11 protein-coding genes are annotated in these 13,563 nt (G+C 56.9%); 9 read left to right on the top strand and 2 right to left on the bottom strand.

The window, feature by feature from the left end:
- The first annotated feature begins 123 nt into the window (after positions 1 to 123).
- Complete coding sequence (locus tag ABC336_RS04180) at positions 124 to 1,113, top strand: cell wall hydrolase (protein ID WP_413237471.1); 990 nt, start codon at positions 124 to 126, stop codon at positions 1,111 to 1,113.
- 442 nt (positions 1,114 to 1,555) lie between these two features.
- Here ABC336_RS04180 and ABC336_RS04175 read toward each other — a convergent pair whose 3' ends face one another.
- Both ABC336_RS04175 and ABC336_RS04170 read right to left on the bottom strand, forming a co-directional pair.
- On the bottom strand, positions 1,556 to 2,032 hold the full coding sequence (locus tag ABC336_RS04175; RefSeq protein ID WP_413237470.1) for a YfbM family protein: 477 nt from the start codon (positions 2,030 to 2,032) through the stop codon (positions 1,556 to 1,558).
- A 16-nt stretch (positions 2,033 to 2,048) separates the two neighbouring features.
- On the bottom strand, positions 2,049 to 3,314 hold the full coding sequence (locus tag ABC336_RS04170; RefSeq protein ID WP_413237469.1) for a copper amine oxidase N-terminal domain-containing protein: 1,266 nt from the start codon (positions 3,312 to 3,314) through the stop codon (positions 2,049 to 2,051).
- A 155-nt stretch (positions 3,315 to 3,469) separates the two neighbouring features.
- Here ABC336_RS04170 and ABC336_RS04165 point away from each other — a divergent pair, with 155 nt between their 5' ends.
- The 8 genes from ABC336_RS04165 to ABC336_RS04130 all read left to right on the top strand — a co-directional run bounded on the left by ABC336_RS04165 (position 3,470) and on the right by ABC336_RS04130 (position 13,554).
- Complete coding sequence (locus tag ABC336_RS04165; RefSeq protein ID WP_413237468.1) at positions 3,470 to 4,075, top strand: DNA-3-methyladenine glycosylase; 606 nt, start codon at positions 3,470 to 3,472, stop codon at positions 4,073 to 4,075.
- A gap of 206 nt (positions 4,076 to 4,281) precedes the next feature.
- A complete protein-coding gene (locus ABC336_RS04160; protein ID WP_413237467.1) occupies positions 4,282 to 6,597 on the top strand; it encodes a helix-turn-helix domain-containing protein in 2,316 nt (771 codons plus the stop codon).
- Between the two features lie 250 nt (positions 6,598 to 6,847).
- Complete coding sequence (locus ABC336_RS04155) at positions 6,848 to 7,822, top strand: ABC transporter permease (RefSeq protein ID WP_413237466.1); 975 nt, start codon at positions 6,848 to 6,850, stop codon at positions 7,820 to 7,822.
- Between the two features lie 13 nt (positions 7,823 to 7,835).
- Complete coding sequence (locus tag ABC336_RS04150) at positions 7,836 to 8,735, top strand: carbohydrate ABC transporter permease (RefSeq protein WP_413237465.1); 900 nt, start codon at positions 7,836 to 7,838, stop codon at positions 8,733 to 8,735.
- A gap of 20 nt (positions 8,736 to 8,755) precedes the next feature.
- Positions 8,756 to 10,438 carry an ABC transporter substrate-binding protein gene (locus ABC336_RS04145; RefSeq protein WP_413237464.1) on the top strand — a complete coding sequence of 561 codons (1,683 nt, stop codon included), beginning with the start codon at positions 8,756 to 8,758 and terminating at the stop codon, positions 10,436 to 10,438.
- A 126-nt stretch (positions 10,439 to 10,564) separates the two neighbouring features.
- Complete coding sequence (locus ABC336_RS04140) at positions 10,565 to 11,938, top strand: alpha-L-fucosidase (RefSeq protein WP_413237463.1); 1,374 nt, start codon at positions 10,565 to 10,567, stop codon at positions 11,936 to 11,938.
- A gap of 45 nt (positions 11,939 to 11,983) precedes the next feature.
- On the top strand, positions 11,984 to 12,445 hold the full coding sequence (locus tag ABC336_RS04135) for a RidA family protein (protein ID WP_413237462.1): 462 nt from the start codon (positions 11,984 to 11,986) through the stop codon (positions 12,443 to 12,445).
- 8 nt (positions 12,446 to 12,453) lie between these two features.
- The gene (locus ABC336_RS04130) at positions 12,454 to 13,554 is read left to right on the top strand and encodes an alanine racemase (RefSeq protein ID WP_413237461.1); all 1,101 of its coding nucleotides are present in this window, start codon (positions 12,454 to 12,456) and stop codon (positions 13,552 to 13,554) included.
- Positions 13,555 to 13,563: the final 9 nt, after the last annotated feature.

The following is a 13,563-nucleotide window of genomic DNA, read 5'->3' as shown; positions in this document are numbered from 1 at the left end:
CCCGGGGAAACTTGGTTAATTCTGTGAAAATGTTAATCTTCTGGACAAGGGGAGCTGTGTTATAATCGTTTCTGTGAATAATGACATAGGCATATCGACCCATACTTGCATTGGGAGGTACATATGATCATACGATACACTTCCAGAAACAATCTGCTTGCTGTAGTGGCAGGGCTATTCCTGCTGAGTTGCTTACTGCTCTCTTTCTCTCCCGAGAAAGCTAATGCCGCTGCTCAGCCGGAGATCCGGGTGGACGGAGAGAATATACAGTTATCTGCACCTGTCCTTCATCGCGACGGACGATTGTATGTGCCAGCGTCTTCGATCGCGGAAGAGTTCGGCGCAGCGGCAAGCTGGGACGGGAAGAATGAGGAGCTGACGATTCAGACGCAGGCCAAGGATACCGTCATTCTGGGCAACGAGCTGCCGGTCGTCTATCTGAGTGAAGAGCGTCTGGTCATGGATGCGGTTCCATTCTTGTCCGGCGGCAGACTGTACGCCCCGCTGCGCGAGTTGACGGAGCTATTGCACGGACAGATGCATTTCGACGCCGATGCGGAGATTGCACACTTGACCCGGCTGAAGCCGGAGCAGGTCAGCACCGACAACGGACTGGACGCGATCAGCCAGGCGTATGGCATCTCTCGGCAAGAGCTGCTGCGGCGCAATGGTCTGGATGGCAAGGGTGAGCCGGAGCACGGGTCCGTGCTCAAAGTCGTCATCCCTTCGTTCTATGACCGCGTAGCCAAACCGTACACGGAAGCGGAGCACGAGCTGCTGGCCAAGATCACTATGGTCGAGGCGGGGCACGAATCATACGAAGGCCAACTGGCGATCGCCAATGTCATCCTGAACCGGGTGGCTCACAGCCAATTCCCTGATTCGATCCGCAGCGTCATCTATTCCGGCAAGCAGTTCCCGCCGGCCCATAATGGTCTCCTGGACCGGAGCAAGCCGCATACCAGCGCGCTGAAGGCCGCCAAGGACGCACTGAACGGCAGGAATAACGTACCCGGTGCTGTTTACTTCTACAATCCGAAGGTGACCAAAGGCTCATTCTGGTCCGGCCTGACGACGGTGAAGACGATCGGCAATCATCGGTTCGCTAAATAATAAGAAAGTCAGTTTCTTTGCGCCAACCGCAACAAAGTCTGGGGCAAAGGCAGGCTGCAATCATTTAATGCGCATGCTTCACTCCGAAGCATGCGCTTTTTTTCTCTTCCGGGGCTCTGGCTTCGAAATGCTGAGTGGAAGTATATGTTGAATGGTGGGTTCAGAGCTCTCACTCGCCGCCTCGATAAGTGCAAAAGTACATCTAAAAGCGCCGAAAATCTCCTATTGACCTTGGGTAAGTGCAAAAAGTACATTTAACTTATTCAGAATTGTAACAATATGGATAAAACACTTAATTTAGATGCACTTTTTGCATCTAGGGTCTGAGCTTCAAGTCAACGCTACCCTAGAATCAGCTGACGGACACCGTCCCGCTGACGGACGCCGTTACAAGCGCCAGCATGACGCTTGTGACGGCGAAGTCGTTTTTGCTCGGTCAGTGTCAGGAGACAAAGAAGACGATGCCTTGGCCCAGCTCGGCCGCTTGCTTATACAGCTCGGAGACCGCTTCGAGATTCGTCGCCAGGTAGTCGAAGAACTCCTCGCTGTCTTCATCTGTAAAGACGGGATACACTTGGTTACTAGCGAGCTGATCGATGTCATACCGCGCGCGAAAGTCTTCTCTGGTGAAGCCTTTTAGCGCTTGGGCAGCTTCTGCGACCTGACCGGGCAGCAGATAAAAGGCGCCAAACTCGCCAAACTCGATCGCCTGGGCGTCCAGCATCGGCACGACATAGCCAAGGGGCGGCTCGCCGTCCGCGATGTCTCCGCACAAAACGAAATGAATGGCCTGCCAGCTTTTGTCGATGTCCAGACTTGGGCGCTCATAAGGGTTCAGATCCTCCAGCTCAAGCCCGCCATGTGCAAGCTGACCCGCTTCCTCCCTGCTGACTGCGGAAAAATAACCGATCATTCCCATTGCAACTCACACATCCTTAATCGATGTAAAAGTAATTCTCGCCGATATGGATATCTTCCAGCGAATCGTCCTCGTGCACGAAGAAGAGCTCCGTCTCTACCCGGCCGTCCCGGTAAGCGAGGACAATCGTATTGCCGGTAATGCGATAAGAGCCGCTCGTGGAGGATCCTGCGGACCCATGAGTCGGGGCTCCGCCCTGGACAGAGCCGATCATGACCTTGTCGCTCTCGAAGTTGCCATTGGCCTGGAACGTGATAGTCGTGCTCCAGGAGGTTGCACCGCCGGAGATGCCGACCAGTCCGGAGAAACCGCGATAGATATACGAATCCGACAGCCTGAGATTGCTGCTGACCGGCTTGACTCTCGCCATCTCGACGTCGTCGATGAACAGCTTGCCGTCACGTCGCTCGATCGTGTGGACGGAGCCGCCGGCGATCGTCAGCTTGCCGCCGCTGATCGTATAGCTGCTGCACGTATCCTTGGTGCAGTTGATCGTCTCCGGTCCGCCATTTACCGGCGTACCCACGACAACTTTGCCCCCGGAGAGGAATGTGTACATATCCCAGCACATGCCGCCGCACTCCGAGCCGTCAAAGTCGGAGCGGAAGCCATAGTACATGCCCTGCAGGTTATTCAGGTCTATCGCATCGGAAGCGGCCGGTTTATAGACACCGCTCCCGGCAGGGGCTGCCGGTACATTCACCGGCGGATTGGCGGCCTCGGCTGCCTCGATCTGAGCTTTGATCTCAGCGATCCGGTCATTGATGGTTTTGTTGGCCTGCTCCTTGGTTAGTCCCATCGATTGCAGATACGGATCCGTATAGATCAGGATTTCGGGAGCATAAGGATTCCACGCGACCAGGGCACCGGTGGATTCGCCGACGAAGCGCAGCGGCACCAGCGTGCTGCCGCTGCGGATCTGCGGAGCGAGGCTAAGCGGAAGCGCTTGACCGTTGACGGTCGCCTGCTTGCTGTTGATCTTCAGGACGATCGACAGCCCTTCCTTCTTGCCGGTCACCGTCTGCTGACTGCTGTTCCACTCGACAGTCATCCCCATCGCTTCAAACAGCGGACGGAAAGGCACCAGTGTTGTGCCGTTATCGAGCACCGGAGCAGGACTGAAATCCAGTTTCTTATCATCGTACATGACCTGGATCGGCTTGGAGGTCGCTGCATGGGCGTCGGCTGACGACCAGATGACTCCAAGCATGAGCAGCAGGACTATACCTGCAGCCAGCTGGAACCATCGCAGTTCCCCTTTGATGGATGCTTCGTTTTTCATGAGTGCCCCCTTTGGGTATATAATCAGTTCACTAGAAATATAAACAATTTACGGCAAGTTAAACAGGTGCGAGAGGAACAATTTTCCTGGATTCGTACATAGGACCTGTACGGTTCCATTCGGTTATAATGAAAGAATAGGATGATAACGGAGGAATGAACTTGGAACAACATAAGGAGCTTCCGGCGCCATTGCCGGAATTCTGGTTTAATCAGCCTACCCTGAAACTGGCCCGCGCGCTTCTAGGCAAGCTGCTGGTCAAAGAAACGGATGAGGGCGTTGCGGCTGGTTGGATCGTGGAGACCGAAGCATACATCGGTCCAGGCGACCGTGCTGCCCACAGCTACAATAATCGGCGGACGCCGCGAACTGAGGTGATGTTTGGCCCGCCGGGCTATGCCTACACATATGTCATGCACACGCATTGCCTCGTCAATGTCGTGAGCGGCAAGGCCGAGCATCCCGAAGCGGTGCTGATCCGGGCCGTAGAACCTTGTCTCGGCCTGGACCTGATGCTGGACCGCCGTCCGGTCGCGCGATTGGAACAGTTAACGAGCGGACCGGGCAAGCTGACACGGGCGCTTGGCATTACTCCTGCCGATTACGGCAGTCCGCTGTTTGCTCCGCCACTCTATATTGCGGAAGGCAGAGAAGTGAGCATGGTCGAGACGGGACCGCGGATCGGCATCGACGGCAGCGGCGAAGCGCGTGACTATCCGTGGCGTTTTTGGGATGCGGACAATCCTTATAGATCGCGCTAAACGTTGTTCAAAAAGCTGTTATTTATAGAAAATTTGCAAGACCCCTCGATTTTGATAGCGCTTTCTAGTACGATGTTTGTACTTAGCTCTATATTTAACTCAGTCATAAGTGATAATGGTGTTATAATTAGTTACATACATGAATAAAAAACCTTAATATTTGACTATAAATTACACTTAAAGTGAGTTTTACGGGAGGTTTAAGTGTGGCAAATCATCCATTCAACCGTATCGCCAATCTTCGCAAGCACCGCTGGTTCGTTCGATTGATTATTCCCTACTGTATGTTCATGCTGCTCACGCTGCTGCTCGGCTATCTGCTCTATGACCGGACCTATGATGTCGTCGAGAATGAAGTGACGGGCACTAATCTTCAGCTGCTGGATCAGGTGCGCGATACGCTCGACCGCAGGCTCTCGGAGATCGACAGTATTGCTTTCCAGATCATGAACGATCCTCAGGTGACCGGCTTCCAGCGGGTCGACCGTCCGTTCGAAGGCTCCAATACATTCAAAGTGCTGGAGACGCAGCAACGGCTGTACTCCTACAACATGTCCAACAATTTTATCGTGGACTATTATCTGTTCTTTAAGAACAGCGGTCTCGTGTTATCTTCCAAGACGACCTATGAGATGCCGCGATTCTATAAGCAGATCCTCAATTATGAAGGCGTGGGCTATGAAACTTGGGAGCAAAGCTTGTTTGAACGCTACTATAACCGCGAGTTTCAGCCTGTCAGCCGGGTGAGCTACCAGGGAAAGCAGCGAGAGATGATGACCTACATGCAATCCATGGGGTATCCCAACCGGGTAACAGGCGCCATCGCGATCCTGGTCGACAACAGCCAGCTCCGTTCCTTGCTGCAAGGGGTCGATCTGTCCCAAGGCGGCTGGGCTTCGATCCGCGGCAAGAACGGCGAGGTGATCAGCGCCATCTCGGCTGATGGGGAGACGCCGTCGGATCTGGCCGGTCTGCCTGCCGGTAGAGGCATTCTCAAGCCTTCCGAACGCACCGGCGGCATGATGGTCTCGTACACGACCTCGCCGGAGACGGGATGGTCTTACGTCGTTGCCCAGCCGCCTCATGTCGTGCTGGAGAAAGTGCTGTACATTAAGAAGATTACATTTGCACTCGTCGGATTGTTCCTGGTGATTGGTCTGCTGCTGGCGAGTTGGCTGGCCTACCGCAACAGTCGTCCGCTCCTGCGGATCGTCTCGACGCTGTCCGATCGGCTCAGTGCTCAGCCCCAGCAGCCTGGCGATATGTATGGCTTCATCCAGCAGGCTGTCTCCGGACTGATCGACAACAACCGGGAGCTGCAATCGGAGATAGAGAAGCAGGCTCCCTTGCTGTGGGAATCGTTTTTTGAGCGGCTGCTCAAAGGCGAATTCGTCACGATGGAACAGATCAATACGCTGCTGCGGCATCAGCGTCTCGAGCTGCAGGGTGCTGAATATGCGATCGGCATCATCAAACTGCAAGGGGGCAGCCGTCATACCGGAGAAGAGCGGCTTCATCGCCTCGACCTGGAGCGTGTGCTGCTCAAGGAAGCGCTGCGGCATCTGCTGGGAGATACCGCCTATTATCATGATATCTCCGAGGACCGCATCGCCCTGCTGGTCGTGGACCGCGGACACCATAGTTCTTCGTTCAAGGCAGAGGTGGTGCGGATGATCGAGCAGCTGCGTGAATACATGGTTCGTGTGGTGCCCGAAGGACCTGTCGTCGCCATGGGGGGCAGCTACGGTTCGCTGCTGGAGATGTCGAGCTCCTACGAAGAAGCCAGGCAAGCTTTGTTCCATGACGAGCTGCAAAGCAGCCAGAGCATCCTCTGGTTCGACGAACTGCCCAACGAAGCAAGCGGATTCTACTTCCCCGGCGAGGTGGAAGTACGGCTGATCAACTATACCAAGGCGGGGGAGATCGAAGAGGTCGCCAGACTGCTGTCGATGCTGCGCGAGGAAAATTTGGCCAGTCGCCATCTGCCGCTGCCGATGCAGCAGCTGTTCCTGTGCGAGGTCAGCGGATGTCTGGTCAAGGTGCAGGATCAGCTGCAGATCAAACAGTCGGAGGAAGTCCGAGCTCTCCTTCACCAGATCTATAGCTCGGCGGATCCGCATGCTGTGTACCGGTCGCTGACGGACCTCTTCATCGAGATCTCCCATGCCATCGACCAGCGCAAGAAGAGCCGCAATGTCGGTCTGATCGAGACCATCACCAGCCTCCTCCAGGAGCGTTACAAAGAACCGAGTCTGAATCTGGACCAGATCGCCGACGAATTGGGCATGTCCAAGGTTTATTTGTCGCAGTTTTTCAAAGAGCAGACAGGCACCAACTTCTCGGATTATCTCGTGGAATTGCGGATGCGCCGTGCCAAGGAACTGCTCATTCGAACCTCGGAGCCGGTCAATCGGATCGCAGAGCTGGCCGGCTATTATTCCTCCAATACCTTTTGCAGAGCATTCAAACGGGAGACCGGGCTGAGTGCTACGGCCTACCGCAATTTGGAGATCGGCCATTAGTGTAAGCTAAGCCCGCCGAGTTAACGGTTTGGGCCTCTAATCTTAACAAATGCAAAGCATATGACAGCGGTTAATCCCGCATTCTTAACCCTTGCCAACACCTTGCCCAGCTTCCCATTTACGCCCTCCGGTCTTCCTCGTTATGCTGTGACCAGACGTTCCCGCCGCAACGCAAAGAGCGGGGATGACCCTGGCGAAGAGGAGGTTGGGGATAAGCATAGATGTGAAGAAAGGGTGAGGTGATTTGAGCATGCCGGCAAACCATCCAACGGCTGTCCCTGCCGGTGAGAGAGGATTGGCGCGGTCTGCCGGGAAACATCCGGTGCTCCGCAAGCTGATACGGAGTTGGCAATTGTATGTCTTTATGTCGATCCCGTTTCTTTATCTGGTCGTTTTCAAGTACTATCCGATGTACGGCGCCCAGATCGCGTTCAAAGACTACAGCGTCGTCAAAGGCATCGCCGGCAGCGACTGGGTCGGCTGGAAGCACTTTATCCGGTTTGTGAACTCGTATGACTTTATGCGGATTCTGAAGAACACGCTGCTGCTCAGCTTTTACAATCTGGCGGCGGGCTTTCCGTTCCCGATCCTGCTGGCGCTCTCGTTGAATTATCTTCGGGAGGGGCTCTATAAGAAGGGCATCCAGATGGTCACCTATGCGCCTCACTTCATCTCCATCGTGGTCATGGTGGGGATCGTGAAGGAGCTGCTGGATCCGCGTACCGGACTGATCAACAAGGTGCTGCAGGCGCTCGGCTTTCAGGCAATCAACTTTCTCGGTGACGCCTCGATGTTCAAGTCCATCTATGTCTGGTCGGACGTCTGGCAGCATGTCGGCTTCAACTGCATCATCTTCATCGCAGCGCTCGCCGGCATCGATCCGGCCCAGCACGAGGCAGCTGTTGTCGACGGCGCCAGCAAGCTGCGGCGGATGTGGCATATCGATCTTCCGGGCATCATGCCGATTGCCATCATTCTGCTCATTCTCAACACCGGACAGATGCTGGATGTGGGCTTCGAAAAAGTGCTATTGCTTCAAAATCCGATCAATCTGACTGCCTCAGAGGTCATTGACACGTATGTGTACAAGGTCGGTCTGTCCGCAGCGGTAGCCAATTATTCGTATTCGACCGCGATCGGACTGTTCAAGTCGATCATCAACCTGATTCTGCTGCTTATCGTCAACAAGGCTGCGCAAAAAACGAATCAGGCTAGTCTGTGGTAGAGGGGGAGAGGCGATGAACACCAGCTTTCGCAACGAGTCCTGGCAGGACCGGACATTCTCGATCGTCAATTACGTCCTCGTAACCTTGTTGTTTCTAAGCGTGCTGTACCCGCTTCTCTATGTAGTGAGCGCATCCTTCAGCGATTCGTCGGCGGTCATCTCCGGCGAGGTCTGGCTGTGGCCGGTACGTCCGACGCTGGAGGGCTATATCGCGGTTTTTCAGTACAGCCAGGTTTGGACCGGGCTCAAAAACTCATTCATTTACACGGTTTTTGGGACGCTGGTCAATATTGTCCTGACGATCGCTGCGGCTTATCCGCTCTCGCGAAAAGATTTTTTTGGTCGCCACATATTCATGTTTCTGTTCATTTTCACGACCATGTTCACTGGCGGCTTGATTCCTACCTACCTTGTCGTCAAGGATCTGGGGATGCTCAATACGGTATGGTCGATGATCGTGCCGAGCGCGATTACTGTGTGGAATGTCATCATCGCCAGAACGTATTTTCAGATGACGATTCCGGATGAGATGCTGGAGGCGGCGCAGATCGACGGCTGCAGTGATTTCAAGTTTGTCTCGCTGATCGTCATCCGGCTCTCGGGACCGATTATCGCCGTAATCACGCTGTATTATGCCGCAGCCAACTGGAATCAGTATTTCAATGCGATGATCTACCTCAAGGAACAGTCGCTCTATCCGCTCCAACTGGTGCTGAAGGATATCCTGATCAGCAATGATATGGACAACACGATGTTCGGCGGCGATCCGCAGGATGCGGCGCGCCGGGAAGCGATGCGGGTGCTGCTTAAATATTCACTTATCGTCGTCGCTTCGGTGCCGCTGCTTGTGATCTATCCGTTTGTCCAGAAGTACTTTGTCAAAGGCGTCATGATCGGTTCGTTAAAGGGATAATCGTGGGGGAGGTATTCAATATGAAAAAGAAATCCGTGTGGGCCATGACGCTTTGTCTGGCGATGACTGCCCAGTTGCTGGCTGCTTGCAGCAACGCTGGCAACGAAGAGAATGCAACGGCCGGCGGGCAGGAGGGCGGCGTTCAGACCGTCACCGCAGCCGGGGAGTTCCCGATAACCGAAGAGAAGACGACGATCCGGGTGATGACCAGCGCCAATGCGGCGGTCGAGGACTTCCGCACCAATGAATTCACAGCTTATCTGGAAGAACTGACGAATCTACACATCGAATGGGAAGTCGTGCCCGCCAGCTCGGTGGCCGAGAAGCTCAATCTGACGCTCGCCGGCGGCGATCTGCCCGATGTCATCATGAGCATGAACGTCAGCCCGGAGCAGCAGGTGCTCTACGGCCAGCAGGGCGTCTTCCTGCCGCTCAATGATTATATCGAGCAATACGGCATCAATACGAAGAAGATGTTCGAGGAAAGCCCGCTGGTCGAATCGGCGATCACGACGACAGACGGCAATATCTATGCGCTGCCTGCGCCGAACGAATGCTACCATTGCTCGATGCGTCAGAAGATGTGGATCTATCAGCCATGGCTGGATGAACTGGGCCTCGACATGCCTACCACAACCGAGGAGTTCCGCGACGTGCTGATGGCCTTCAAGACGCAAGACCCCAACGGCAACGGGCAGGCTGATGAGATCCCGTTCTCCGGCGCGCCGATGGCTAACGCGACATCTACCTTGACCACGAGCGTGGAGAACTTCTTGATGAACTCGTTTACCTATGCGCCGTATACGCGGGTGTATATCAACGAGAACGGCGAAGTCGATGTGCCCTATAACAAAGATGGCTGGAAGGAAGGACTCAAATACCTGCATGGTCTGTATGCGGACGGCCTGATGGATCCGCAGGCGCTGACCCAGGATGCCAATCAGCTCGTGCAGTTGGGCGAAAATCCGGGCACGCCGATACTCGGCGCAGCAACCGGCCCCAACATGAGCGCGGTCTCCCAGCTTAACGGCAGCAGCGGTCGCTGGCTCGAATATGTCGCCGTGCCGCCTCTCAAAGGACCGGATGGTGTGCAGCTGACCCAATATGACCCGTATCAGGTGGCTGGCGGCCAATTCGTCATCACTTCCGCAGCAGCCAATCCGGAAGCGGCCTTCCGCCTGGCAGATGCCCTGTATGAGCGCGAGATGACGCTGCGTCTCAACTTCGGCGAGCCCGGCGTGGACTGGGAGTATGCGGAGGACGGCGTACTCGGTCTGAACGGCGAGCAGGCAGTCTATAAGGACAATGCCAGCTTCGGCGTCACGCAGAACAAGCACTGGTCCCAGACCGGTCCGAACTATCGTCCGAACTCGCTGCGTCTGGGCGAAGCCGCCGATCCGGACAATCCGCTCGGGACGATCCTCTACGACGAGACGAAGGAGAAGTACGAGCCTTACCGGGTCGATGCGAGCATGGTCATGCCGCCGCTCTTCTTCACGACGGAGCAGACCGAAGAGATTGCCGACCTGCAGAAGACGATCTACGACTACGTGAGCGAGATGAACGCCCGCTTCATCACCGGCAACACCGACATCGACGCGGAGTGGGACAACTACCTGGCCACGCTGGCCAATATGAATCTCGACCGTTATCTGCAGGTGTATCAGGAAGCCTACGATGCCAATATGGATGCAGCCTCTTAGTAGAGGTAATTCCAACTCGTACTAGCCAGTGATCGTAAGCCCCCTCTCCTCGCAGCGACCTTAGTAAAGTTATTGCAGGTTCGATCTACTAGTACACACTCCGACTGACGAAAGGGAAGGGATACGATGACCGATACGAAACAGAAGATACCGGACTACTGGCAATGGTTCACGGACAGTCGCTACGGCATGTTCATCCACTGGGGACCCTACGCCTTGTACGGGCGGGGCGAGCAGGTTCTGTTCCGCGAGCATCTCGAGCATCAAGAATATGCCGAGCAGGCCTGCAACTGGAATCCGGAGCACTTCGATGCCCGGCTGTGGGCGCGTACCGCCAAGGCGGCGGGCTTCAAATATGCTTGCTTTACGACCCGCCACCATGACGGATTCTGCTTGTGGGACAGCGCCTATACGGATTACTCCAGCGCCCGCCAGGCGGCGGGACGGGATTTTGTCCGCGAGTACGTCGAGGCCTTCCGCGCCGAAGGCCTGCGGGTCGGTCTGTACTATTCCTGGATCGACTGGCGGCTCCCGGCCTATTTCGACGGCCCGCAGAAGGATCCGGCAGGCTGGGAGAAGGTGCGCGACTATCTGCACAACCAGGTCAAGGAGCTGCTGACGAATTATGGCCGCATCGATCATTTCTTCTTCGACGGTGTGTGGCCCCGCAATGCGGACGACTTGCAGAGCGTAGAACTGCTGGAGCAAATGCGGCGGCTGCAGCCGCATATCCTGGTCAACAACCGGCTCGGCTACTCGGAGCAGCATGATGGCTACCGTGCCGACGGCGGGGTCGGCGCGGGCGACTCGGATACGCTGGGCGATTTCGGCACCCCGGAGCATGTCATCGTGCCGGATGATCGCCGGCTGTGGGAGTCGTGTCAGGTGACGACCTGGCGGCTCTGGAGCCACTCCATCGGCGAGCGGTGGCGTCCGGCGGATGTGCTGCTCGACATGCTCGTCGACTGCGTGCAGAAGGGCGGCGGTCCGACCGGCGGCGGGGGCAATCTGCTGCTCAACGTCGGTCCGATGGCCGATGGCCAGCTGCCGCCTGGCTTCGTGGAGCGGGCGATGGAGATCGGACGCTGGCTGGAGGTGCACGGCGAGGCGATCTACGGCACGGACGGCGGCTCGGTGACCGAGTTCATCACCCGAGGCTGGCAGACGACGAAGGGCAATAACCTGTATCTGATCATCCGGTTCTGGGATGGACGGCCGCAGCTGCGGCTGGCCGACCTGACGACGCCTGTCGAGTCGGTCACCCTGCTGACGACCGGTCAGGAGCTGTCCTTCCGTCAAGACGGGGAAGTGCTGACGATCGACGGACTGCCGGCCGAGGCGCCGACCACGCTGTTCCCGGTCATCCGGATCGCCTGCACCGGCAAGCCGGAGGCTAACCAGTGGGGACGCGAGCGGCTGTGGGAAGGCGACCCTGCACGGATCTCGGCATGGGCGGCGACCCGTGGCAGCTCGGTGTATGCGGACGGGCAAGAGCGCTGAGGCAAGAGAGTCAAGGAAATTTACTTATTCGAGAGGAGGAAGCATATGGGACAGGTAGAAGAACGTTTGGCGGAACTGGGCATCGTGCTGGGGGAGGTGCCGCCCGCCGCAGCCAACTATGTACCGGTCAAACAGGTTGGCCCGCTTGTCTATACCTCCGGCAATGACTGCCGGGTAAAGGGCGTCCTGATGATGACGGGCAAGGTCGGCAGCGACCTGACGGTGGAGCAAGGGTACGCGGCTGCCCGCCAGGTGGCCATCAATCTGCTGACGGTGCTGAAGGCGCATCTGGGTGAGCTGGACCGGATCAAGCAGGTGGTGAAAATGCTGGCGTTCGTCAATAGTGCGGACGGCTTCGTGGAGCAGCCTTATGTGATCAATGGCGCCTCCGATCTGCTGGTGGATGTATTGGGCGAGAAGGGCCGCCATGCGCGTTCTGCCATCTCGGCCAACGAGCTGCCCTTCGATACGCCAGTGGAGATCGAGCTGATCGTGGAAGTGGAGTGACATCCCAGATGGTATCGGGTTATGAGGAGTTGAGTACACCGGCCGTCGTCATCGATCTGGACATTATGGAAGCCAATATCGTTGCCATGGCTGAGCGGCTGCGAACACGGGGAATCCAGCACCGGCCGCACATCAAGTCGCACAAATCGCTGCAGATCGCCCGGCGGCAGCTGGCTGCCGGAGCCACGGGCATCACCGTGGCCAAGCTGTCGGAAGCCGAAACTTTCGTGCGGGGCGGGATTACAAATCTGCTTATTGCCTACCCGATCATCGGCGAGGATAAGCTGCAGCGGCTGGCAGCGCTCCATCGGCTGGCCGACCTGACGGTGACCGCTGACAGCATCGCCGGCGCCGAAGGACTGAGCCGGGTCGGCGTGAAGACCGGCAAGCCGCTCCGGGTATTGGTCGAGATCGACGGCGGTCTGCACCGGGGCGGCAGGCAGCCGGGGGAGGATGCCTTGGCTTTTGCCCGCCGGATCGTTGGGCTGCCGGGACTGGAGGTGTGCGGTCTGATGGGCTACTTCGGAACGGTCTACCGGCAGTCCGGCATGGAGGGACTACGGGCCGCCGTTCGCGAGGAGTCAGCGATCATGGGTGAGTCGGCAGAGCGCTTCCGGGCGGCAGGTCTATCTGTGAATGTCGTCAGTACAGGCTCTTCTCCTGCGGGTCTGCTGTGCGAGGAATTGACTGGCGTAACCGAGGTGCGGGCAGGCAACTATGCCTTCTTCGACGCTTCGGCAGTGGCGATGGGGCTTGCCCGGGAAGAAGACTGTGCGCTGCGCGTCGTGGCGACCGTCGTCAGCACGCCGCTGCCGGGCTATGCGACGATCGATGCCGGGACGAAGACGTTGACCAGCGACCGAGCGCATCACCGCGAGGACTATGGCATCGTCATCGGCCGTCCCGACGTGCGGATCGCGGGACTCAATGAAGAGCACGGCTTCCTGCGGTATGACCCGGAGGGCACGGTACTGTCGGTCGGCGACCGGCTGGAGATCATCCCCAACCATTCCTGCGTATTGCCGAACTTGTGTGACCGTGTAGCGGGGAGAAGGCAGGGTGTATTCGCCGAGTGGATCGTCATCGACGCCAGGGGTTGCAGCGACTAGAGGAGGAGG

The organism is Paenibacillus jepli, from assembly GCF_047238105.1.
Classification (GTDB): domain Bacteria; phylum Bacillota; class Bacilli; order Paenibacillales; family Paenibacillaceae; genus Paenibacillus_D.
The sequence above is the reverse complement of the archived record's forward strand: the minus strand, read 5'-3'. Positions and strand labels throughout refer to the sequence as shown.